Annotated in this window: 15 protein-coding genes; 7 read left to right on the top strand and 8 right to left on the bottom strand. The window is 71.8% G+C overall.

Annotated features, from left to right (window positions below):
• The first annotated feature begins 279 nt into the window (after window positions 1–279).
• A complete protein-coding gene (locus tag J2N69_RS13865) occupies window positions 280–5223 on the top strand; it encodes an NAD-glutamate dehydrogenase (RefSeq protein ID WP_230901024.1) in 4944 nt (1647 codons plus the stop codon).
• A gap of 74 nt (window positions 5224–5297) precedes the next feature.
• Here the strand turns inward: J2N69_RS13865 and J2N69_RS13860 are convergent, their stop codons facing one another.
• Entirely contained in the window at window positions 5298–7019 is a 1722-nt protein-coding gene (locus J2N69_RS13860) for a serine/threonine-protein kinase (protein ID WP_269075610.1), read from the bottom strand.
• A gap of 194 nt (window positions 7020–7213) precedes the next feature.
• Window positions 7214–8272 (bottom strand): serine/threonine-protein kinase, encoded by a 1059-nt coding sequence (locus J2N69_RS13855; RefSeq protein ID WP_230901023.1) that lies wholly within the window; start codon window positions 8270–8272, stop codon window positions 7214–7216.
• A gap of 412 nt (window positions 8273–8684) precedes the next feature.
• On the opposite strand from J2N69_RS13855, the gene J2N69_RS13850 reads away from it, so the two are divergent.
• The 4 genes from J2N69_RS13850 to J2N69_RS13835 are packed head-to-tail and all read left to right on the top strand — an operon-like array spanning window position 8685 to window position 12091.
• Window positions 8685–9503, top strand: a complete 819-nt coding sequence (locus J2N69_RS13850) for a polyprenol monophosphomannose synthase (protein WP_223774944.1) — start codon at window positions 8685–8687, stop codon at window positions 9501–9503.
• On the top strand, window positions 9500–10000 hold the full coding sequence (locus tag J2N69_RS13845) for a GtrA family protein (protein ID WP_230901022.1): 501 nt from the start codon (window positions 9500–9502) through the stop codon (window positions 9998–10000). Before J2N69_RS13850 ends, J2N69_RS13845 begins: the two co-directional genes overlap by 4 nt.
• The gene (locus J2N69_RS13840) at window positions 9984–11489 is read left to right on the top strand and encodes a hypothetical protein (protein ID WP_230901021.1); all 1506 of its coding nucleotides are present in this window, start codon (window positions 9984–9986) and stop codon (window positions 11487–11489) included. The genes J2N69_RS13845 and J2N69_RS13840 overlap by 17 nt, the downstream gene beginning before the upstream one ends.
• Window positions 11490–11506: 17 nt before the next feature.
• Entirely contained in the window at window positions 11507–12091 is a 585-nt protein-coding gene (locus J2N69_RS13835) for an SMI1/KNR4 family protein (protein ID WP_230901020.1), read from the top strand.
• A gap of 57 nt (window positions 12092–12148) precedes the next feature.
• Here J2N69_RS13835 and J2N69_RS13830 read toward each other — a convergent pair whose 3' ends face one another.
• From J2N69_RS13830 to J2N69_RS13820, 3 genes are read right to left on the bottom strand one after another with little or no spacing between them, the layout of a single operon-like run.
• Entirely contained in the window at window positions 12149–12478 is a 330-nt protein-coding gene (locus tag J2N69_RS13830) for a UTRA domain-containing protein (RefSeq protein ID WP_230901019.1), read from the bottom strand.
• Window positions 12471–13049 carry a GNAT family N-acetyltransferase gene (locus tag J2N69_RS13825; protein WP_230901018.1) on the bottom strand — a complete coding sequence of 193 codons (579 nt, stop codon included), beginning with the start codon at window positions 13047–13049 and terminating at the stop codon, window positions 12471–12473. The genes J2N69_RS13830 and J2N69_RS13825 overlap by 8 nt, the downstream gene beginning before the upstream one ends.
• 10 nt (window positions 13050–13059) lie before the next feature.
• Window positions 13060–14421, bottom strand: coding sequence for a hypothetical protein (locus tag J2N69_RS13820; RefSeq protein ID WP_230901017.1), 1362 nt, complete (start codon window positions 14419–14421; stop codon window positions 13060–13062).
• A gap of 254 nt (window positions 14422–14675) precedes the next feature.
• On the opposite strand from J2N69_RS13820, the gene J2N69_RS13815 reads away from it, so the two are divergent.
• Together J2N69_RS13815 and J2N69_RS13810 are read left to right on the top strand one after the other, a co-directional pair.
• On the top strand, window positions 14676–14924 hold the full coding sequence (locus tag J2N69_RS13815; protein ID WP_230901016.1) for a hypothetical protein: 249 nt from the start codon (window positions 14676–14678) through the stop codon (window positions 14922–14924).
• On the top strand, window positions 14921–15118 hold the full coding sequence (locus J2N69_RS13810) for a hypothetical protein (RefSeq protein WP_230901015.1): 198 nt from the start codon (window positions 14921–14923) through the stop codon (window positions 15116–15118). The genes J2N69_RS13815 and J2N69_RS13810 overlap by 4 nt, the downstream gene beginning before the upstream one ends.
• Before the next feature lie 114 nt (window positions 15119–15232).
• Here J2N69_RS13810 and J2N69_RS13805 read toward each other — a convergent pair whose 3' ends face one another.
• From J2N69_RS13805 to J2N69_RS13795, 3 genes are read right to left on the bottom strand one after another with little or no spacing between them, the layout of a single operon-like run.
• A complete protein-coding gene (locus J2N69_RS13805; RefSeq protein ID WP_230901014.1) occupies window positions 15233–16909 on the bottom strand; it encodes a glycosyltransferase family 2 protein in 1677 nt (558 codons plus the stop codon).
• Entirely contained in the window at window positions 16906–19143 is a 2238-nt protein-coding gene (locus tag J2N69_RS13800; RefSeq protein ID WP_230904719.1) for a CDP-glycerol glycerophosphotransferase family protein, read from the bottom strand. Before J2N69_RS13800 ends, J2N69_RS13805 begins: the two co-directional genes overlap by 4 nt.
• Window positions 19144–19166: 23 nt before the next feature.
• Window positions 19167–22799 carry a bifunctional glycosyltransferase/CDP-glycerol:glycerophosphate glycerophosphotransferase gene (locus J2N69_RS13795; RefSeq protein ID WP_230901013.1) on the bottom strand — a complete coding sequence of 1211 codons (3633 nt, stop codon included), beginning with the start codon at window positions 22797–22799 and terminating at the stop codon, window positions 19167–19169.
• Window positions 22800–22808 lie beyond the last annotated feature (9 nt).

Raw genomic sequence — 22808 nt, 5'->3', positions numbered from 1 at the left:
TCAGCGCGATATTTCGCGGAGGCATAGGTGCCTCCGCCCTGCGCCCGGGGAACACGGAGGACATCCGCGCCCGGGCCCTCGCTGACGCTTCTTCGCGGTGCGGCCGACAGGACCGGGCAGGCCGATTGTCAGCCCAAGTGCTGAAAATGGCGGAAAGCCGACCGCTCTTCCCCCACCGCGGCATAACGTCGATGCCGGCCGGAGACCCCGTGCCGCGGCGTTACGTCACATCACTTCCTTCTACGTCACGCAACGGCGCGCGACAGGAGTCAGAGGACAATGCAGACCAAGCTGGACGAAGCCAAGACCGAGCTGCTCGCGCGGGCCGCCCGGGTAGCTGAGAACAGCCCGGTCGGGGGGCGCCCGCAGAGTGGCGCGCCGACCGGGACGACGAGCGGGGCCGCGCCAGACCAGGACATGGCCCTCGCGTTCCTCCAGCGCTACTACCTGCACACCGCCCCCGAGGACCTGGCCGACCGCGACCCGGTCGATGTCTTCGGCGCCGCCTTCTCCCACTACCGGCTCGCCGAGAACCGCCCCCAGGGCACGGCGAACGTACGCGTGCACACCCCGACGGTCGAGGAGAACGGCTGGACGTGCAGCCACTCCGTCGTCGAGGTGGTCACCGACGACATGCCCTTCCTCGTCGACTCCGTCACCAACGAGCTGTCCCGCCAGGGCCGCGGCATCCACGTCGTGATCCATCCCCAGGTGGTCGTACGCCGTGACGTGACCGGCAAGCTCCTGGAGGTCCTGCCCACCGAGGCGGGCGTCGAGCGGCCGCACGACGCGCTCGTCGAGTCGTGGATCCACGTCGAGATGGACCGCGAGACCGACCGCGCCGACCTGAAGCAGATCACCGCCGACCTGCTGCGCATCCTCTCCGACGTGCGCGAGACGGTCGAGGACTGGGAGAAGATGCGCGACGCCGCGCTGCGCATCGCCGACGAGCTGCCCTCCGAGCCCACCGCGGACGACCTGCGCGACCAGGAGGTGGAGGAGGCCCGTGAGCTGCTGCGGTGGCTCGCCGACAACCACTTCACCTTCCTCGGCTTCCGCGAGTACCGCCTCACGGAGGACGACTCCCTCGCCGCCGTCCCCGGCACCGGTCTCGGCATCCTGCGCGCCGACCCGCACCACGGCGACGACCACCACCCGGTCAGCCCCTCCTTCAACCGGCTGCCCGCCGACGCGCGCGCCAAGGCCCGCGAGCACAAGCTGCTCGTCCTGACCAAGGCCAACAGCCGGGCGACCGTCCACCGCCCCAGCTACCTCGACTACGTCGGCGTGAAGAAGTTCGACGCCGAGGGCAACGTCGTGGGTGAGCGGCGCTTCCTCGGGCTCTTCTCGTCCGCCGCGTACACCGAGTCCGTGCGCCGCGTGCCGGTCATCCGCCGCAAGGTCGCCGAGGTGCTGAAGGGCGCCGGCTTCTCGGCCAACAGCCACGACGGGCGCGACCTGCTCCAGATCCTGGAGACCTACCCGCGCGACGAGCTGTTCCAGACGCCCGCCGATGAGCTGCGGTCCATCGTCACGAGTGTGCTCTACCTCCAGGAGCGCCGCCGGCTGCGGCTCTACCTGCGCAAGGACGAGTACGGCCGCTACTACTCCGCGCTCGTCTACCTGCCGCGCGACCGCTACACCACCGGCGTCCGGCTGCGGATCATCGACATCCTCAAGGAAGAGCTGAACGGCGCCAGCGTCGACTTCACCGCCTGGAACACCGAGTCGATCCTGTCCCGCATCCACTTCGTGGTGCGGGTGCCCAAGGGCGCCGAGGTCCCCGACCTCTCCGACGCCGACGTCGAGCGCATCGAGCAGCGGCTCGTCGACGCCGCCCGCTCCTGGGCCGACGGCTTCGCCGAGGCGCTGACCGCCGAGTGCGGCGAGGAGCGCGCCGCCGAACTCCTTCGCCGGTACGGGTCCGCCTTCCCCGAGGGGTACAAGGCCGACCACTCGCCGCGTGCCGCCGTCGCCGACCTCCAGCACCTGGAGCAGCTCGGCCACGGCGACAAGGACTTCGCGCTCTCCCTGTACGAGCCGGTGGGCGCCGGCCCCGGTGAGCGCCGCTTCAAGATCTACCGCTCCGGCGAGCAGGTCTCCCTCTCCGCGGTCCTTCCCGTCCTCCAGCGGCTCGGCGTCGAGGTCACCGACGAGCGCCCGTACGAGCTGCGCTGCGCCGACCGTTCGAACGCGTGGATCTACGACTTCGGGCTGCGCATGCCGAAGTCCCCGAACGGCGGCGGCGACTACCTCGCCGACGACGGCCGCGAGCGCTTCCAGGAGGCCTTCGCCGCCGCCTGGACCGGCGCGGCCGAGGTCGACGGCTTCAACTCGCTGGTGCTGCGCGCGGGCCTCAACTGGCGCCAGGCGATGGTCCTGCGGGCCTACGCCAAGTACCTGCGCCAGGCGGGGGCGACCTTCAGCCAGGACTACATGGAGGACACCCTCCGCAACAACGTCCACACCACCCGGCTGCTCGTCTCGCTCTTCGAGGCGCGCATGTCGCCCGACCACCAGCGCGCCGGGACCGAGCTGACCGACGGCCTCCTGGAGGAGCTGGACGGCGCGCTCGACCAGGTCGCCTCGCTGGACGAGGACCGCATCCTGCGCTCCTTCCTCACCGTCATCAAGGCGACGCTGCGCACGAACTTCTTCCAGAAGACGGAGAGCGGCGAGCCGCACACCTACGTCTCCATGAAGTTCGACCCGCAGGCCATCCCCGACCTGCCCGCGCCCCGCCCCGCGTACGAGATCTGGGTGTACTCGCCCCGCGTCGAGGGCGTCCACCTGCGCTTCGGCAAGGTCGCGCGCGGCGGTCTGCGCTGGTCCGACCGGCGCGAGGACTTCCGTACGGAGATCCTCGGCCTGGTCAAGGCGCAGATGGTGAAGAACACCGTCATCGTGCCCGTCGGCGCCAAGGGCGGCTTCGTCGCCAAGCAGCTGCCCGACCCGTCGGTGGACCGCGACGCGTGGCTGGCGGAGGGCATCGCCTGCTACAAGACGTTCATCTCCGCCCTCCTCGACATCACCGACAACCTCGTCGCCGGTGAGGTCGTGCCGCCCGCCCAGGTGGTGCGCCACGACGGGGACGACACCTATCTCGTCGTCGCCGCCGACAAGGGCACGGCGACGTTCTCGGACATCGCCAACCAGGTCGCGGAGTCGTACGACTTCTGGCTCGGCGACGCCTTCGCCTCCGGCGGCTCCGCCGGGTACGACCACAAGGGCATGGGCATCACCGCCCGCGGCGCCTGGGAGTCCGTCAAGCGGCACTTCCGGGAGCTGGGCTGCGACACCCAGTCCGAGGACTTCACGGTCGTCGGCGTCGGCGACATGTCCGGTGACGTGTTCGGCAACGGCATGCTGCTTTCCGAGCACATCCGCCTGGTCGCCGCATTCGACCACCGGCACATCTTCATCGACCCGAAGCCGGACGCCGCGACGTCCTACGCCGAGCGGCGCCGCCTCTTCGAGCTGCCGCGCTCCTCCTGGGCCGACTACGACAAGAAGCTGCTCTCCAACGGCGGCGGCGTCTTCCCCCGCTCCGCCAAGGCGATCCAGCTCAACGCCCACATCCGCGAGGCCCTCGGCATCGAGTCCGGCGTCGCCAAGATGACCCCGGCCGACCTGATGCGCGCCATCCTCCAGGCCCCCGTGGACCTGCTGTGGAACGGCGGCATCGGCACGTACGTGAAGTCGTCCGCCGAGTCGAACGCCGACGTCGGCGACAAGGCGAACGACGCGATCCGCGTCAACGGCTCCGACCTGCGCGTGAAGGTCGTCGGCGAGGGCGGCAACCTCGGCCTGACCCAGCTGGGCCGCATCGAGTTCGCGCGCGCCGGCGGCCGCATCAACACCGACGCCATCGACAACAGCGCGGGCGTGGACACCTCCGACCACGAGGTGAACATCAAGATCCTGCTCAACGCGGTCGTCACCGACGGCGACATGACCGTCAAGCAGCGCAACAAGCTGCTCGCCGAGATGACCGACGAGGTCGGGCAGCTCGTGCTGCGCAACAACTACGCGCAGAACACCGCGCTGGCCAACGCCGTCGCCCAGTCGCCGTCCCTGCTCCACGCCCACCAGCGCTTCATGCGGCGCCTGGGCAAGCAGGGCCACCTCGACCGGAGCCTGGAGTTCCTGCCCAACGACCGGCAGATCCGCGAGCTGCTCAACTCCGGGCGCGGCCTGACCCAGCCCGAGCTGGCGGTCCTCCTCGCCTACACGAAGATCACGGCCGCCGACGAGCTGATCCAGACGACGCTGCCCGACGACCCGTACCTGCGGCGGCTGCTGCACGCGTACTTCCCGAAGGCGCTGCGCGAGAAGTTCCCCGAGCAGGTCGACGGACACGCGCTGCGCCGCGAGATCATCACGACCGTCCTCGTCAACGACACGGTCAACACCGGTGGTTCGACGTTCCTGCACCGGCTGCGGGAGGAGACGGGCGCCTCGCTGGAGGAGATCGTGCGGGCCCAGCTGGCCGCCCGCGAGATCTTCGGCCTCAGCGAGGTCTGGGACGCCGTCGAAGCGCTCGACAATGTCGTCGCCGCCGACGTCCAGACCCGCGTACGGCTGCACTCGCGCCGTCTCGTCGAGCGCGGCGCGCGGTGGCTGCTCAACAACCGGCCGCAGCCGCTCCAGCTCGCCGAGACCATCGCCTTCTTCAGCCAGGGCGTCGCCCAGGTCTGGGACGAGCTGCCGAACCTGCTGCGCGGCTCCGACCTGGAGTGGTACCAGGGCATCCGCGACGAGCTGACGGCCGCGGGCGTCCCCGACGAACTCGCCCAGCGCGTCGCCGGGTTCTCCTCCGCCTTCCCGACGCTCGACATCGTCGCGGTCGCCGACCGGGTGGGCAAGGAGCCGATGGCGGTCTCCGAGGTCTACTACGACCTCGCCGACCGGCTGCGCATCACCCAGCTCATGGACCGCATCATCGAACTGCCGCGGGCCGACCGCTGGCAGTCCATGGCGCGCGCCTCCATCCGCGAGGACCTGTACGCGGCGCACGCCGCGCTGACGGCGGATGTCCTCGCCGCCGGCGACGGCGCCGCCACGCCGGAGGAGCGCTTCAAGGCGTGGGAGGAGAAGAACGCGCCGATCCTGAGCCGCGCGCGGGCGACGCTGGAGGAGATCCAGAGCTCGGACGCGTTCGACCTGGCGAACCTGTCGGTGGCGATGCGGACGATGCGGACGCTGCTGCGCACGCATTCGTAGCCCTCATCGACGGTACGTGAAAGGGGGCGCCCCGGGCCTTGCGGCTCGGGGCGCCCCCTTCGTCGTACGGCGGTTCAGCCGCCCGGCTTCCAGAGGGTGACGCTGCCCTTGAGGTCGGGGAGGTAGTCCGGGTCGCCCGGGGCCTCGACGTCGGTGATCGTCCACATGGCGAGGTTGCCCTCGCCGGTGACCATGCAGAGACGGTCGCCCTTGACGATCTGCCCGTTCCTGTTGATCGCGTCGCCCGACAGCGTCTCCCGGAACGGGTTCTGCTCCGCGCCCTCCTGGCACTGCTCGGGGGTGGCGCCCGACGCCTTGCCCATCGGGTGCTCGAACGTCAGCTCCTGGTAGGCCGCGCGGAAGTCGGTCTCCTCGCTGTCCATGGAGGCCGTCGGGTCGACCTTCGGGGCGTCGAGGTCGACGTACGTGTAGGCCAGGGAGTTGGACGGGGTGCGCAGCGTCATCGGCTTGTTCTCGAAGACGAGCGTGTACGTCGTGTCGGCGGGCGGGGCGGTCGGGTCCGCCGTGGGGTCGGTCACCGGGTCGCCGCCGTCGGGCTTCTTGTCCGTGTCGGGCGACGCCGAGGTCTGCCGGTCGGGCTTCTTCGCGGCGTCGTCGCCCTTGTCGCTCTTGTTCACCACCCACACCGCGGCGGCCGCGCCCGCGCCGACCGCGATGACCAGGGCGGCGGCGATCAGGACGAGGCGGGCGCGGCCGCGGCGCTTCGGCGCGGGGGCCGCGGGCTGCGGGGACAGGTCGAAGGTGTGGGGGCCGGGCTGCGGGGGCTGGGTGCCGTGGGTCTGCGGGTAGCCGTAGCCGGTGGCCGGCGGGGGCGGGGCCGTGGGGGGTGCGGCCGGGGCCTGCTGGGGTGTCGGCGGCGGCGGGTTCTGCGCCGACTGCTCGCGGCGGGCGATCTCGGCGGTGACGGGCTGCGGGAGCCAGCCGTCGAACTGGGCCAGGGGCCGCCCGGCCGCCCGCTCGCACCACTCGGCCAGCTCACCCGCGCCGATCCGGTCCGCCGGGTCCGCGGCGAGGAAGCGCTCCAGCAGGGGCCGCAACTCGTCGTCGTACGAGGTGAGTTGCGGCGGGCGGTGGGCGGTGTTCGCGATCTGCGCGGCGATGGTGATGGCGCCGCCGTCGCCGTAGGGGTGGCGTCCGGTGGCCGCGACGGCCGCGATGAGGCCGAGCGAGAAGACGTCGGTGGCCGGGCCGACCCGCTCGCCGAGCGCGTGCTCGGGCGACATGTACTGCGGGGTGCCGATCAGGCCGCCGGACTGGGTGAGCTGGGTGGCGTCGGCGGCGCGGGCGATGCCGAAGTCGATGACGTACGGGCCCGTGGGGCCCAGCAGGATGTTGCTGGGCTTGAGGTCGCGGTGGATGACGCCCGCGGCGTGGATCGCCGTCAGGGCGCGGGCCGCGCAGCCGACCAGCTGGAAGACGGCGGGCAGCGGCAGCGGGCCGTGCGCCGCGAGCGCGTCGTGCAGGGGGATGCCGGGGATGAACGCGGTGGCGAGCCAGGACAGTTCGCCGTTCGTGTCGTGGTCCACGACCGGGACGAGGTGGTAGCCCTGGACGCGGCGGGCCGCCTGGACCTCCTGCTCGAAGCGGCGCCGGAAGTCGGGGTCCTGGCCGTACTCGCGGCGGATCACCTTGAGCGCGACGGGCTGGCCGCCACGGGTGTGGGAGAGGTAGACGGTGCCCATGCCGCCCTCGCCGATCCTGGCGAGGAGGCGGTAGCCCGCGGCCTCTCTCGGGTCCTGGGGCCCCAGGGGGCTGAGGATGTCGGTGCTGCTCATGGTGGTTGGGAGCCTCCCCCGGTGGATGCGCGTCGCCTGCGGCGCGTGAAGCGTTCAGAGCTTACGACACGCTTATGCGGGGGGAAGTTCCCGTCTAAGGCGGGGACTTCGGTGCGGGGCTTCGGCGCGGGGGTCGCGACATGGGGGCTTCGCTCGCCGTCCTGCGCTCTGGCCGTCCTGCGTGTTCCGGTCGCTCAGGGGGCGCGGCGTACGCGGCGTGACCACTCCTCGTCCCGGACCGTCAGCGGCGCCGTCGGCGGCACGGCGCGGACCGTCTCCGCCTCCGCCAGCGGCACGCCCGCGCCCGGCGGCCGGGACGCGGCCGCCTCGATGCGCCGTACGTCCTCGGCCACGGGTGCCGGGAGCCATCCGGTGAAGTCGCGCAGGGGGCGCGGGGTCGCCGCCTCGGCCTCGCAGAGGCGGGCCGTCTCGGCGGCCGTCGGGCGGTCCTCGGGGCGCGGGGCCAGGCAGCGGGCGGCGATGGTGCGCAGCGGTTCGGGTACGTCGTCCAGGGCCGGGGGCTCGCGGTCGGTGCCCGCGATGCGCGCGGCGATGGCCAGGCCGTTGCCCCGGCCGTAGGGGTGGTGGCCGCAGGCGGCCTCGGCGATGACCAGGCCGAGGGTGAAGACGTCGGAGGCGGGGGTGACCGGGCGGCCCAGCGCGTGCTCGGGCGACATGTGGCGGGGGGTGCCCACGAGGCGGCCCACGGTGGTGATCGTGGCGGCGCCCGCGGCCCGGGCGATGCCGAAGTCGAGGAGCCAGGGCCCGTCGGAGGCCAGCAGGATGTTGCCCGGCTTCACGTCGCGGTGGATGACGCCCGCGGTGTGCACGGCGGCCACGGCGTGCGCGGCGCAGGCGGCGAGCCGCAGCGCGGCGGGGACGGGCAGCGGGCCGTGGTCCCTGAGGGCGTCGTCGAGCGGGAGGCCGGGGACGTAGTGGGTGGCGAGCCAGGGGAGTTCCGCCGCGGCGTCGTGGTCGACGACGGGGACGAGGTGGTAGCCGAAGACGCGGCGGGCCGTGGCCACCTCGCGGGCGAAACGCTCGCGGAAGGCGGGCCCCTGCGGGCCGCGGGTGTACTCGGGGCGGATCAGCTTCAGCGCGACGGGCTGGCCGCCGCGGGTGCGGGAGAGGTAGACGGTGCCCATGCCGCCCTGGCCGATCCGCGCGAGCAGGGGATAGCCGGCCACCTCCCGGGGGTCGTCGTCCCGCAGCGGCTGCGGAACCGCCGGCGGCTTCGGAACCGCGCCGCGCATGTGTCGCCCCCTGTCGCATGGCCGTGTGCGGGGCGAGCGTATCGCGCGGGGGTGCGGGGGCGCCGCCGGGCAACGTGGGCGGGCTTCCCGGCGTCTTCGATGGCGGTGCTCGTGTCGCCGATCGGGTCCGGTGGGGGTATGGGCCACCCCGGGCCGAGTTCTTCCTGGCCTGATTGGTTGCCTCCGTGGCGCGGAATGGGTGATGAGATTCGCCATACCCGTTCAATTCGGGCATTTGGTCTAAGGTGGGTGAGATTGTCTGACGGAGGTACGAGAACACAGCGGAAATCCCCAGCGGAGATCCACCGCGGAGAACCACAACGGCAATCCGCTACGGAGACCGGATCTCCCCTGGCGCAGGCGCAGGTAACCGGACCACCCATCGACCGCGGACCACCGAAGGGCTCCAGCCATGACCGTGAACACCCCCGAGAACCTCTCCCAGGACCTCGCCGCACGGCTGCCCGAGGCCTGGGCCGCCACCCCGCTGACCGTCGTCATGCCGACGTACAACGAGGCGGGGAACCTGCCCGGCATGGCCGAGGCCCTGATGGCGCTCCCGCTCACCGGCCTGCGCCTCCTCGTCGTCGACGACTCCAGCCCGGACGGCACCGGTGAGATCGCCGAGCGCTTCGCCGAGCGGTACGGCAGCGCCCGTATGAGCGTCCTGCACCGCACCGAGAAGGACGGCCTCGGCCGGGCCTACGCGGCCGGGATGGCGCGGGCGGTCGCCGAGGGCGCGCACTACGTCCTCCAGATGGACGCGGACGGCAGCCACCCCGTGGCCAAGGTCGCCGAACTGCTCGGCGTCGCCCTCGCCACCGACGCGGGCGTCGTCATGGGCAGCCGGTACGTCCAGGGCGGCACGCTCTCCGATGCCTGGGGCGCCCACCGCAAGCTGCTCTCCCGCTGGGCCAACGCCTACGCGGGCACCATCCTCGGCACCCGCGTCCGCGACATCACCGGCGGCTTCAACCTCTGGCGCGCGGACGCCCTGCGCGCCATCGACCTGGCCTCCGTGGACAGCGCGGGCTACAGCTTCCAGGTCGAGATGAAATACCGCGCGCTGCGGCGCGGCTTCGGTGTCATGGAGGTGCCGATCCACTTCGAGGACCGCACGGTCGGCGAGTCGAAGATGAACCTGATGGTGCAGCTGGAGTCGATCGTCATGCCGTGGAAGCTGCGGCTCGACGCGAGAGCCTCCGCGCGCGGCTCCGGGGCGCGCGGATGACGGCGCCCACGCTGCACGAGGCGCCGCCCGCCGCCCCGCCCGTCCCGCCGGAACCGCCCGCCGCGCCCGCCTCCCCCCTCGCGCGGCTGCGCAGGCTGGCCCTGGAGCTGGTGAAGTTCGGGGTGGTCGGCGGCAGCGGGGTCGCCGTCAACCTCCTCGTCTTCAACCTCCTTCTGCACGGCTTCGATTCGCCCCCGATGACGGCGACGGTCCTGGCCAGCTGCGTGGCCATGGGCACCAATTACCTGGGTTTCCGCTTCTTCGCGTACCGCGACCGCGCCTCGCGCACCAAGCGGCAGATCGCCCTGTTCTTCGTCTTCAGCGGGATCGGCGTCGCGATGGAGAGCGTTCTGTTCTACGCGGCGTACCACGGCGCGGACATGAGCGGACCGATCGGCTCGAACATCGCCAAGGCGCTGTCGATCGTCCTCGCGTCGGCGTTCCGCTTCCTGGTCTACCGGACGTGGGTCTTCCAGCACGATGCGCGTCGCCACTAAGGGGGTCATACGGACCCCGCCGCGTGCTCTCGTACCGCACGCCTGCGCCCTGCTCTGTGTCGCCCTGCTCCTCCTGGTGATCGTCCGGCTGCCCTGGGCGGGTGACCTCGGCATCCACGCGGCGACGATCGAACGCCTGCGGCACGATCCGCTGCACCCCGGCAACCCCCTGGTCGACGCGGACACCCCGAGCCCCTACTACTCGCCCTGGACCCTGCTGCTCGGCTGCCTGGCGAAGGCGACCGGGCTCGGCACGTTCGTGGTGCTGCGGGTGGCGGCCCTGGTGGGCATGGCGCTGCTGGTGACGGGCGTCGGGCACTTCGTACGTACGTTCAGTACGCGCCGCGGGGTGATGCCGCTGGCGGTGCTGTGCCTGCTGCTGCTCTGGGGCCCGGGGCTGTTCAACTGGAGCGGTTTCCTGGGGCTGAACTCCCTGGCGCTGACGGTCTCGTATCCGAGTACGTTCGCGCTCGGTCTCTCCTTCCACTTCTGGGCGCTGCTGCGGAGGGCGTTGCGCTCGGCCGCGGGGTGGCGGGTGTTCCTGGGGCTCGGGGTGCTGTGGGCGGTGATCCTCCTGTCCCACCAGTTCACGGGGGTGGTCGCGTCGTTCGGGGCGCTGGCGATGGTGCTCGGGGCGCGGCCGTGGCCGGGGCGGGCGGTGCTGCTGCGGGTGGCGGGTGGACTGGCGCTCGGGTTCGGGGTGTTGGCGCTCTGGCCGTACTACTCCTTCTTCGACCTGTTCGGCGCGGGCGGCGGCCTGGAGGAGATCCACCGCTCCCTGTACCGGAACCTGCTGCCGCACTTCGGCCTTGCGCTGCTGGGCGTCGCGGCGCTGGCGGCACGGTGGCGCAGGGACCGCCGCGACCCCCTGGTGATCTTCTTCGCGCTCGGCGCGGCGATGTTCGCGGCGGGCGGCCTGACCGGCCACTACTCGTGGGGCAGGGTGCTGCCGGCCGCCCTGCTCCCGGCGCAGGTGGCGGCGGCGCTGGAGGTCTTCGAGGCGGGCGCCGCACGCAGGGCCTTCGCCGCCCTGCTGGGCGCGGCGCTGCTGCTGGGCGCGTGGACGCAGGCGGGAACGGTGGGGTATGTGGTGCCGCGGGGGGCGCTGCCCGGGCCGGTGGCCGCGAAGTACCGGCCGCCGTGGACCGGTTACGCCTGGCTGACGTCGTCGCGGGTGCGGGTGCGTTACGGCGACGTGGTCATGGCGAAGACGTTCCCTGCCCGCCAGATCCCGGCGTACGGTCCCTACACGGTGGCCCCCGGCTACCCGGACTTCTTCCTGCCGGATGAGGGGGAGCGGGTGGCTGCGGTACGGGAGTACTTCGCGCCGGGCACGGCACGGGCGGAGCGGTTGGCTGTCCTGCGGCGGTATGGGGTGCGGTGGGTTGTGGCGTATCCGGGGGACGGGGGGTTGCGCGCCGGTGATCCCGCGCTGCGGAGGACGTCCGTCGGTCCGCGGGGGCAGGTGTTGTATGAGGTGGTGGGGTGAGGGGGATCATCCCCCGCATGACGACCCCGATATCCGAGTCCTGGACCCGTATCGAGACGTGGCTGGCCCGGCACGCTCCGAGGACATTCGCCGCGCTCGAACCCCCGGCGGACCGCTCGGCCATCGCCGCGGCGGAGCAGGCCATCGGCCGACCGTTTCCCGATGCCCTGACGGAGTCCTTGCTGTGGCACGACGGGACTGGCGACTACGTCCTGCTGCCTCCGTTCTGGATGCTGCTCAGCACGCAGATCATCGTCGCCGGCTGGCAACTGCGTATGCGGATCTACGGTGAGGAGCTGGCTGACGCCGAGGAAGGTGACCCCGACGACGAGTACGGGCCCTGGTGGCATGCCCAGTGGACGCCCTTCGCCGCTGACGGGGCGGGAGACAACCTCGTCATCGACCAGCGGTCCTACCGCCGCCGGGGGCGGATCGGGAACGCCGACCACGAAACGGGGTGCTCCTTCCGGTCCCACCCCATGTGGGCTTCTCTGACGACCCTGCTGGACGCGACCGCTACCGCACTGGAGACCGGTGAAGCCGTGGACGGGTACCTGCCCGTCGTGGTCGACGAGGGCGAACTCGATTGGGAGATCCTCTGAGGGGCCTGCCTGGGGGAGCGGTGGTTTCCGCCGCGCCGTCGGCGGTGCGGGGCACCGTCACCCGATCCTGATCCCGTAGTGGAGCCGCTGGCGGTGGGCGGGCATGACCATCGGGTCGGTCTGGATCGGCCGGTCGTCGCCGTCCAGGGTGACCCTGTTCAGCCGGAGGAGCGGTTCGTCGCCGCCCAGGCGCAGGGCTTCGCGTTCATCGACCGTGGGCATGCGGGCGGCGACCTCCTCCGGTGTGAGTCCCTCACCGGCATACACGATGCGCCGCCCGCCCTTGCCGCCCTGGGAGGCGGCTTCTTCGCCCCAGGCGTCGGGCTGACCCTTCTCCCGGGGCGTCAGGTACGGCATTGAGGTACTGACCCAGGTGCTGTCACTCACGGCGTTCTCCTGCGAGGTCTCTTTGGCCAACCTTCCATTCGTCGTCGACGATCGAGTACGTGATCGAGTCGCGCCAAGCGCCGCGCACGAAGACGTGCTGCCTGATCCGCCCTTCCTCCTGCATCCCGGCCCGCAGCAGCGTCTTGTGCGAGGCGGTGTTCAAAGGGGCGCGGGCGGCCCAGACGCGGTGCAGACCCAGGGTGTCGAAGGCGAGAGTCAGAACGGTACGTACAGTCTCCGTGCCGTAACCGACGCCCCAGGCGGAGGGACGGAGGGCGAAGCCCATCGTTGCGCCCTTCGGCTGGTGCGGGTCGAGGGCGAGGCGGGCGTAGCCGATCAACCGGCCGCTGTCGCGCTCGGCGACGGCGAGGCAGTACTCGTCCCGGGGCTCGGCGGTGGCCGAAACCATGGAGCGGGCGATGATCTGGCCCACTTGGTCGCGCGTGCGTGGTTCGAAGGATAGGTACTTCGTCGCCTTCGCGTCGCCGTAGATGGCATGCACCGCGTCCACGTCGTCGATACCGATCTCCCGGAGGGCCAGGCGGGTGCTGGTGTGCTCGACCGGATACATGGGCGGGACCCTACCTGGGCAGCGCGGGGGTCGGGGTCGAGGTGAACAGCTCCAGTTCGGCACGTAGCTCCCGAGCCTGGTTCTCCGCGCGCAGCGGGCTTGCGGTGAGGGCTTCGTGTACGCGGCGGGCGGATACGACGATGCCGTGGTTGTGCTGGGACGGTGGTAGGTCGAGGACGGGGTGGACGGCTTCGGTGGCGCCTTCGAGGTCACGTCGGGCGATGCGGGCGAGGGCGAGGTTGGTGTGGGCGCCGGCCATGTCACCGAACCCCCACTCGTCGTCGGGAGCGGTGGCGTAGGCCTGCACCGCTTCCAGTGCCGACCATTCCGCCTCCGCGCCGGTCCCTCCAAGGAGAACGTGAGCTTCGGCGACGTAGTAGGCCTGGCGTGGCGCGGGAAAGGTGAGGATGCCACCGATGCTGTCGAGATCATCGCGGACTGTGGCACCTCGTGTGTCATCGATTCGCACGACGGCGGACTGCACTCCTTCTGAGTCGCCGAGAAGTGCATGGGCCCGGGCTTCCAGGGCGGCGAGCCATACGCTGACACTGCCTGCCGGGGTGGTGAGGGCGGCGGCGCCACGGGCCGCGTACGCGGCGGCATCGGCGGGACGCCCGGCCCAATAGGCGATGAGGGACTGGAGGCCCCGGACCCAGGCGCGCATGCCGTTGTGCCCGGCCTGATCGGCACAGACGTATGCGGCGCGGGCCAGCACCATGGCTGACTTGGGGTCGGAGAGGTCGTGGGAATCCTTGGCCAGCATGCCGGAGGCCATGGAAGCCAGGAGTTGGAGGTCGACCCCTTGCGCCGGGGTGGCCCGCCCGGACTCCAGGAGCCGGAAGATCAGGTCGTGGACTTCGGTGAGGTCCGAAAGGATCTCGTGCAGAGCGACACGGGGATACGCCGCCCCGATCCGCGTCACCTCGTCCCGGAGGTGATCGAAGGTCTCCGGGCCGATCGAGTTGGTCTCCGCCATCACCGCGTACCGCAGTGCCCTGCTTGCCGCCATTGCTGCCTGCCTTCCCATGTGTTGGGCATCCGCGTCCGGGGAGGAGTGCTCGGTGCGCGCCGGTCGGCGCGCGGGAGCGGAAGGTGCCGTTACCGGGTGGTGCACTCCAGGGACCGGGGGCGCCAAGAGTTCGCTGATGGTGTGGCCGAACATGTGGGCCAGGACGCGACGCGCGTCAGGGACCGGCTTCGACTCGCCCAAATACCAACGCTCGTAGGTGCGTTCTGACGGAGCGAGGTTGGCGAGGTGAGGGGTGCCCTCGATCTTGGCCAGCTCACGCGCTGACCGCTCGAACTGTGCCTTGAACGTGGGGTAGGACTGCCAGTCCCGTTGAGCGGTGAGCAACTGGAGCAGTGTGCGCATGGTGACCTCCGATCCGGCGAGGTGCCCTGAGCAGACGGTAGGCCCGTGCTCGCCTGTCCGCTCGCCACTCCTGCCGTTCAGACCGAAGCTGACGGTCCGTTGGCGGTCCGATGGCGGCTCTCGTCACCCGTGCCGAGGAATCTGACGGTGCCATGGCGGTAGAGGCGCGTCCGCCCCCGGCGGCACGCTCTTCCGCATCGTCACTGAACGTAGCAGCCCGAACACCCGTGACACAGCAGGGAGTTCCCTCCGCCATGACTCAGCCCCGCACTCGGCCCCTCGGTATGGGCCACTGGTCGCATCCGCTGCTCGGCCGGAAGGTCGTCGACCACGCGCATGGAGACCGCGTCGGCGTCTTCCGCGCGTTCGCCCCCGAGGTGGACAAGGGCGCTCTTCGCCCGGTGATCAGCATTCCGCACACGCCGCCCGTGGTCTGGCTCGCGCCGGAAGCCGGCGGCCTGGAGTGGACCACCTCTCCGGACGCGATCGAGGCCGCGGAATGAGCGACGGACGGAAGCCGAGGGTGGGGGACGAGGTGGAGTACGCGCCGGGCTGCCGGGCCGTCGTGACCGGCGTACGTGAAGGAGTACCGGTCCTGCGCGGCCCTGGGGGCCTTCAGTGGCCCGCCGCCGACCCTGAAGGGCTCCGGGGCACGAAGCTCAGGGAGGAGCGGCGGGCGGATGGCGACTGGTGGTGAGTGTTACCCCCCGGCCCTCCGGGGAGGCGCCCACTGGGTGGGGCGGTGGGTGGGGGAAGGGCGTCAGTCTGCGGCGTGGCCGCGGACTGCCGGGGCCCTCCGCCCCCCAGGGTCTCACCGCGCCACACTCGCCACCAACCGCGCAACCCCCCGCACCCGCGCCCCCGCCCTCCTCCCCACCCCGCGCGCCAAGGGACGTACGACCTTTGCCGTCACCCCCACCGGGGTCCAGCGGAGTTGGAGGCGGCCCGAGGCGCGGGCTTCTGGTTCCACCGTGACCTCGTGGGGGGTCGTGCCGCCCCGGTAGTCGATGCGGGCCCGCAGGGGCGGGAACGTCAGGGGGGCCAGGAGCAGGGACGTGTTGCGGAGGGGACCCGAGGTGAGTTGGAGGACCGGGTGGCGGGTGCCCTCGAAGCCGTTGAGCGGGAGGGGGGCCGCCGTCAGGTCCAGGTGGGCCGTGCCTTCGAAGACGCCGGGGCGGACCGGGGTCAGGCGGAACGGGGTCTTCATGCGGCGCCGGCCGGGGGCCAGCAGGAGCGTCGCCACCTGGGGGCCCACCGGCAGCCGCAGGCCCGGGTCGTACGTGCGGATCGTGAGGACGACCGTGGCTCCCGGGCCACGGTCGACCCGGGTGATCTCGTGGCGGAACTGCGCGCTGGGGAAGGGGCGGGAGTCCAGGCCCTGGTCCGTCAGGTCCAGTTCGGCGCGGGACCTCTCCGACTCCGGGACGTACGCGCCCCAGTACACCCGGCCCTCCGCGTCCATCGACGTCTCCCGTGGCGCCACCCCGTGGCCCAGGCCCCGCGCCGCCAGTCGCGCGTCCGCCAGGCGGTCGTCGCGGATCAGCTGGAGGACGACCCGCTCGGCCCGGGGCAGGCGGGCGTACGCGCCGGGGGACAGTTCCGCCAGGTACGGGTTCACGAGTTCCGCGAAGCCCGTCAGCCACTCCTCGTCACGGAACGGCAGGTCACCCGCGTACATCCGGAAGTCGTGCTTCAGGAACTTGTAGTCCTTCGCTTCCTTGATGCCCTCGTGGCCGCTCGTCTGCAAGAAGGCGTCTATCAGGCGCTGCACATGGATGCGGTCCCGTACGTTCGACAGCTTGTGGCGCTGGTTCGAGATCGACGCCGACTCCGCCGCCTCGTACGGCGCTATGTACCAGCGGTAGACCGGGTCCGGGATCACCGTGAAGGCCCGCGCCAGGCAGTACGCCTGCGCCGAGAACAGCTGGTCCTCGTAGTGGATGCCCTCCGGGAAGCGGAGGTCGTTGCGGTCCAGGAACTCCCGGCGGTACATCTTGCTCGTCGAGAGGTGTTCGAAGAGGAGGGAGGGGTCCGTCTCGATTCCCTCCACCGTGCGGCGTTCCGCCACCAGGTGCGGCATCCACGTCGACGTGCGGCCCGTGTCCACCCGGACCCGCTCAACCGCCCCCATCGCGAAGTCCACCTCGCGCTCGCGGTGCGCCGCCAGCAGCAACTCCACCGCCCGCTCCGGAAGTTCGTCGTCGCTGTCCAGGAACATCAGGTACGGGGCGCGCGCGATCTCCAGGGCGCGGTTGCGGGGCGCGCTGCACCCGCCGCTGTTCTCCGGCAGGCGCAGGTACGTGATGCGGGCGTCCTCCGCCGCCAGCCGGCGGGCCACTTCTGGGGTGTTGTCCGTGGAGTGGTCGTCGCTGATGATGATCTCGATGTTCGCGTGCGTCTGGCGGCGCAGGGACGCCACCGCGCGCGGCAGCCGCTCCGCGTCGTTGTAGACGATCACCGTCACGGTGACGTCGGGTATCTGCGTCATCGGGTCGTCGCCTCCTCGGGCGTCGGGGCCGGCGTGCGCTCGTCGACCGGGGTCACGGGCGGCAGGGACTCCTCGCTCTCGCCGAGGAAGACGCGGCGCACGACCCGCTCGGCGGCGCGCCCGTCGTCGTACTCGCAGAAGCGCTCGCGGAACACCTTGCGGGCCTTGGCCGCTTCCTCGTCGCGCCACGCGCCCGAGGTGAAGATCTCCGTCAGCTCCTCCTGCGTATGCGCGACCTTGCCCGGCGCCTGGGTCATCAGGTCGAAGTAGACGCCGCGCGTCTTCGCGTACGTCTCCCAGTCGTCGGCGTAGATGACGATCGGGCGGTTCAGGTTGGCGTAGTCGAACATGATCGACGAGTAGTCCGTGATCAGCGCGTCCGCCGCCAGGGAGAGGTCCTCCACCGGGTCGTAGGAAGAGACGTCGATGATCCGGCCGCTCTTGCGCAGGCCCGCCAGCGGCGAGGTCGCGCCGCCGTAGAAGTAGTGGCCGCGCACGAGCAGGACCGTGTCCTCGCCGAGGCGTTCGGCGAGCGTCGCCAGGTCCAGACGCGGGGTCCAGGCCGCCTCGTAGTCGCGGTGGGTCGGCGCGTAGAGGATGGCCCGCTTGCCGGGCGCGATGCCGAGCCGGTCGCGGATCGCGCGGATGTCGGCGGCCGTCGCGCTGTAGAAGACGTCGTTGCGCGGATAGCCGTAGTCGAGGGACTCGTACCGCGACGGGTACGCGCGTTCCCACATCCGCGTCGAGTGGCTGTTCGCCGAGACGCTGTACGTCCACTTGTCGACGCGGGCCAGCAGACTGTGGAAGTTAAGGCCCTTGGACGCGGCCGGGTAGTCGAGCTGGTCCAGGCCCATCCGCTTGAGCGGCGTGCCGTGGTGGGTCTGGACGTGGACCGCGTCGGGGCGCTTGACGACCGCGTTGGGGAAGTTGACGTTGTTGACCAGGTACTTGGCGCGCGCCATCACCTCCCAGTAGCGGGGCGTGCCGGGCACGACGTGGTCGGTGCCGGGCGGCAGCAGCGGGACGTTCGCCGCCGCGACGACCCACACCGGGCGGATGTGCGGGGCGAGTTCGGCGAGCTTCGCCGCGATGGCGGCCGGGTTGCAGGCCACGCCCCGGTCCCAGTAGGCCGTGAAGACGGCGAGGCCGGGGTCGACGGGACGTTCCAGGTCTCTGCGGTAGCGCAGGTCGCGGACCTTCAGGCCCACCTTGTGCTTGCGCGCCACGACCGCCGAACGCAGCTTGCGCCGCTGCTGGTTGGCGGTCTGGAACGTGCGGTACTTCGTGTACGCGTCCTCTTCGAGGATGCGGCGCCGCACACCCTCCAGGCCGCCCGGCCGCCGGTACCCCTCGGGGCGCCACGCGACGGCCGCCCGCGAGGAACGGTGGAAGAACTCCTTGCGGACGGGGTCCGGCAGCTTCTCGCGGGCAATGATCCGCAGGCAGTCGCCGACCATGACGTCGTAGAGCGCGGTCCGCGGGGCGGGAGGCAGGCCGAGGTCCGCGGCGAGGGTGAGCAGCGACTCATGGCGGTCGATGACGCCGAAGCGCTCCTCGGGGCGGCCGGGCGGCAGGCTCTCCGTGCGCAACTCGCGTACGTTCAGCGCCACTTGGTCGAGCGTCGCGATGCGGCCCGCCAGGAGCAGCGCCGCGTACGCCGCGTACGTCTCGTCGTCCCCCGCCAGGTGTTCCGCGTGCTCCCGCCAGAAGTCCGCCCGCAGCACACGGTTGCCGAGCAGCGGCGTCACCCGCAGCAGATCCGGGCAGTCCGCGAGCGGCAGGTCGCGGCGGCCCTGCCGGGCGAGGTGCTTGCTGTCGGGGCTCGGCATGCCCTGGTGGCGCCATGTGGAGCGGACGTGGTCGACCACGAGTACGTCGACGTCCTCCCCGAGGTCCGCCACACGGTCGCCCACCGTGCGCGGCGCGCCCGTCGGCACGGTGTCCTTGCTGTGCACGAAGTGCAGCCACCGGCCGCCCGCCCGCTCGCCGCCCGCCACCCGCGCCGCCGCGTCGGCCGTGCCCTCGGGCAGCGGGACGACGGTGAAGCCGGGCCGGTCCGAGGCGGCCGCCCGCGCCGAGGCGCCCACCGCGGCGACGATCACCTCGACGCCGGGCGAGGCCTGCGCGGCCAGGGCGTCGAGGCCCGCGGCCAGGTGGCCCTGGACGTCGCGGCCGTACACGACCACGCTCAGCACGGGCGGCCCGGCGGTGGTGTCCTGCTGTTCCTCGGGCATGGCGGTGCCCCCCTCTTCCGTACTCATGCGGTCGTCGTCCCTCGGTGGGCCAGCATCCGGTCCACCACGCGGCGCGCGGCCTGCCCGTCGTCCAGGTCGCAGAACGCGGCGCGGAACTCCTCGTACGCCTGTCCGTACGGCTCGCGCACCGCGTCCACGTCCCGCAGCGCGGCGATCAGCTCGTCGGAGGTGGTGACCAGCGGGCCCGGCGCGCGCTTCTCGAAGTCGAAGTAGAAGCCGCGCAGGCGGTCGCGGTAGTGCTCCAGGTCGTACGTGAAGAACAGCATCGGACGGCCCGTCACGGCGAAGTCGAACATCACCGAGGAGTAGTCGGTGACCAGGACGTCGGCGATCAGGAGCAGGTCCATGATGTCCGGGTAGCTCGCGACGTCCCACACGAAGCCGTCGCCCGCGCCCGGCACCGGCTCCACGATGTGCGCGTGCGGCCGGACCAGGAGCACGTGGTCGTCGCCCAGTTCGTGGCGCGCCTTCTCCAGGTCGACGCGCAGGTCGAGGAGGAAGCCGCCGCGGTGGCGCTGCTTGTCCTCGCGCCAGGTGGGGGCGTAGAGGATCACCTTCTTGCCGTCGGGCAGGCCGAGGGCGCGGCGCACGCGGGCGGCGCGCTCGGCGCGGTCGGGGGCGAGCAGCACGTCGTTGCGGGGGTAGCCCGCCTCCAGGAGCTCGCCGGCCGCGTCGTCACCGTCGTCGCCGAACCGGAAGGCGCTGCGCATGATCGGCGTGCTGAAGCGGTTGGGGGAGAGCAGCATCGTCCACTGGTGGCGCTCGCGGTCCAGGTCCAGCAGGTACTGGGTGCTCGCGAAGTGGTCGTTGTCGAAGTCGAAGCCGATCCGCTTCAGCGGGGTGCCGTGCCAGGTCTGGACGATCTGCTGGCCCTCGCGCCGCTCCAGCCAGCGCGGGAAGTGCGTGTTGCCGACGATGTAGCGGGAGCGGGCCATCGCCTCGTAGTACTCGGGGCTGTGCACGCGCACCGCCTTCGCGGTCGGCGGGACCTCGCACTGCCCGTCCTTGACGACCCACAGGTGTTCGACCGGCAGGCCGCGGCGGACCATCTCCTCGTGGATGGCGCGGGGCGAGTCGCCGTACATGCGGCCGCCGAAGACGTCGTACAGGACGGCCTCGCGCAGCGGCTCGTGGCGGGCGGCGGGGTAGGCCTCGGTGCGCAGGCGGGTCTGGCGGTAGCGGCTGCGCTCGTCGGGGCGCAGCTCGGAGTGGGCCATCAGCGCCAGCTGGTCGTACTGCCGGGCCTGCAGCTCGACGCGCTTGCCGTGCGCCACGACCTCCAGGGGCAGGTGCGCGTGGACGGGCGGGGCGAGCTGCACGGCGGTGCGGGAGCCGTCCGGCCTCTGCACGGACGGCCACCAGAAGCCGGCCCGCAGCGGGATGCCGCCGGCGTGGGCGTGGGTGGGGGCGGGGACGAAGCTCGCCTCGAAGCGGCCGTTCCTGGCGTGGGCGGGGAACGTGTACTCGTGGCCCGACCAGGTCTGGCGCAGGACCAGTTCGAGGTCGCAGGCGCCCTGCGCGGGGTAGCTGCCGGTGAGGGTGACGGTGCCGTCGGGGGCCACGGAGACGCGGTCGACCAGCGGCTGCGCGGGCTGGTCGCAGAGCTGGAGGTAGCCGCCGGGGCTGCGGCGGGCGTACATCGCGCGGTCGCCGTGCGGGAACTGGGCGCCGGAGAAGCCTTCGCGGTCGTCCAGGATGAGGGCGAGACGGGTCGACTTGGCCCCAGCCCCAGCCCCAGCCCCAGCCCCAGCCTCGGCCCCAGCCCCGGTCCCGGTGACGATCTCCACCGACATGTCCCACCGGCCGATCGACCGCTCCGCCTGCGTCGGCCGCAACCGCTCGTGGTCCTCGCGGACCTCCGTCAGGACCGCCGTGTCCACCTGGGCGGTGAACGGGACGCGGCCCTCGCGCGCGACGCCGAGGTCCAGCGGAACCGTGCGGATCGTGCCGGACTCGCGGTGGCGCATGCGCAGCCGGGCCGCGCCCTGGGGCGCCGTGCGCAGCACACCGCGTACGAGGAGACCGGTGCCCTCGGCGCGGACCTCCAGGGCACGCGCGTGCGCCGTCTCCACGCGGATGGCCAGCTCGCCGTCCTGGATCTGCGGGGCGACGCGGACGTCCTCGGTGACCCAGTGCGCGGGCGGCGTCTGGCCGGAGCCGGTGCCCGCGCCGTACAGCGGCCCGCGCCGGGGCGTCGAACCCGTGCCCGCCACGGCGACCCGCACGTACCACAGACCGTCCACGTACCTGCCGCGGTGCCGCAGCCGCGCCGGGTTCACCAGCGCCCCGAAGCCCGCCCAGTCGGCGTGCCGGAACTCCGCCCCCGAGGCCACGGTGGCCTCCGGGTCCAGGTGGCTGCGCGCGGGCACCAGCACCGTACGGCGGCTGCCCTTCTCCTTCAGGATCAGCGACTTGAGCGCCTTGCTCCGCGACTCGGCGCCGAGCTGGCGCGGGAACGCCCAGCCGGACAGCCACAGCTTGCCGTCGTGCCAGGCGGCCTGGTCGAGGCGGCTGCGCAGCCGCAGTTCGGGGTCGAGGCGCAGCACCGCGTCCGGCACGGGGGCGGTCGGGTCGAGGAAGGGGTAGTCGGCCTTGGGGTGCAGCGTCCCGGTGACCGGGATCGAGCCGCCGTGCTCCTTCTCGAACTCCAGCTGCGCGATCAGCTCGTCCAGGCGCCGGTGCACGGTCAGGTACAGCTTCAGCTTGTGCGGCACGTGCAGCGCGCGCACCGCGTCCTGCCCGATCTCCCGGACGAGGCGGCCCACGTGCTCCAGGAACGCCTCCTGGTACGCGGCGTCGGAGCCGGGCAGCACGCGCCAGAAGAGCGGGATCTCCTCGGCGAGCGCGTTGTTGTCGTAGACCCGCAGGTGCTCGGCGTACATCGGGTCGTCGCCGACGCGGGCGAGCAGGAACTCGCGCACCATGCGGATCGACTTCACGCGGTCGATCAGGCCCTGCGGGTTGGTGCGGTTCTGCGTGATGGAGCGCTCGCCGATCTCGCGCTCGCGCCAGTTGTAGATCGGCTCGCTCAGCACGTCCACGGCGTCCGCGAGGTAGTGCGCGGGGACGCTGACGGGGGCGTCCTCGTAGAGCATGGCCTCCGGGTACGCGAGCCGGTGCTTCTCCCAGAAGGAGCGGCGGTACACCTTGTTCCACGCGGTGCGGTCGGTCAGCAGCGGGCGGAACTTCGAGACGTGCGTCCGCAGCCGGGTCGTCGCGAACGGCACGCGGTGCACGGGCGACTGGACGTACCCGGCGGAGCGGAAGCGGGTGACGTTGCCCGCCGCGAAGTCGGAGCCGGTCTCGTCGAGCGTCTCGATCATCAGGGCGTACGCCGTGGCGGGCAGCGTGTCGTCACTGTCGACGAACGCGAGGTACTCGCTGTGCGGGGACATCTCCCGTACGCCCGTGTTGCGCGCCGCGCCCAGGCCCTTGTTCTCCTGGGATATGAGGCGGAAGCGGGGGTCGGCCGCCGCGAAGCGCCCGGCGATCGCCGCGCTGCCGTCCGTCGACCCGTCGTCGACCATGACCACTTCGAAGTCCGTGAAGGTCTGGGCCGCCAGGGACTCCAGGCACTCGTCGAGGTAGAGCTCGACGTTGTAGACGGGGACGACAACACTCAGCCGTGGCTGCACGCGCACTCC

This window comes from Streptomyces huasconensis (genome assembly GCF_021028635.1).
Lineage (GTDB): Bacteria > Actinomycetota > Actinomycetes > Streptomycetales > Streptomycetaceae > Streptomyces > Streptomyces huasconensis.
Note: the sequence above shows the minus strand (reverse complement) of the source record. Positions and strands in the feature narration are given on the sequence as shown.

Bases quoted from the DNA above. Each gene is read 5' to 3' on its own strand.
- J2N69_RS13845 (WP_230901022.1), top strand. From the start codon at position 9,500: ATGACGGCGCCCACGCTGCACGAGGCGCCGCCCGCCGCCCCGCCCGTC.
- J2N69_RS13840 (WP_230901021.1), top strand. From the start codon at position 9,984: ATGCGCGTCGCCACTAAGGGGGTCATACGGACCCCGCCGCGTGCTCTC.
- J2N69_RS13810 (WP_230901015.1), top strand. From the start codon at position 14,921: ATGAGCGACGGACGGAAGCCGAGGGTGGGGGACGAGGTGGAGTACGCG.
- J2N69_RS13805 (WP_230901014.1), bottom strand. From the start codon at position 16,909: ATGACGCAGATACCCGACGTCACCGTGACGGTGATCGTCTACAACGAC.
- J2N69_RS13850 (WP_223774944.1), top strand. From the start codon at position 8,685: ATGACCGTGAACACCCCCGAGAACCTCTCCCAGGACCTCGCCGCACGG.
- J2N69_RS13835 (WP_230901020.1), top strand. From the start codon at position 11,507: ATGACGACCCCGATATCCGAGTCCTGGACCCGTATCGAGACGTGGCTG.
- J2N69_RS13855 (WP_230901023.1), bottom strand. From the start codon at position 8,272: ATGCGCGGCGCGGTTCCGAAGCCGCCGGCGGTTCCGCAGCCGCTGCGG.
- J2N69_RS13820 (WP_230901017.1), bottom strand. From the start codon at position 14,421: ATGCGCACACTGCTCCAGTTGCTCACCGCTCAACGGGACTGGCAGTCC.
- J2N69_RS13825 (WP_230901018.1), bottom strand. From the start codon at position 13,049: ATGTATCCGGTCGAGCACACCAGCACCCGCCTGGCCCTCCGGGAGATC.
- J2N69_RS13815 (WP_230901016.1), top strand. From the start codon at position 14,676: ATGACTCAGCCCCGCACTCGGCCCCTCGGTATGGGCCACTGGTCGCAT.
- J2N69_RS13800 (WP_230904719.1), bottom strand. From the start codon at position 19,143: ATGCCCGAGGAACAGCAGGACACCACCGCCGGGCCGCCCGTGCTGAGC.
- J2N69_RS13865 (WP_230901024.1), top strand. From the start codon at position 280: ATGCAGACCAAGCTGGACGAAGCCAAGACCGAGCTGCTCGCGCGGGCC.
- J2N69_RS13860 (WP_269075610.1), bottom strand. From the start codon at position 7,019: ATGAGCAGCACCGACATCCTCAGCCCCCTGGGGCCCCAGGACCCGAGA.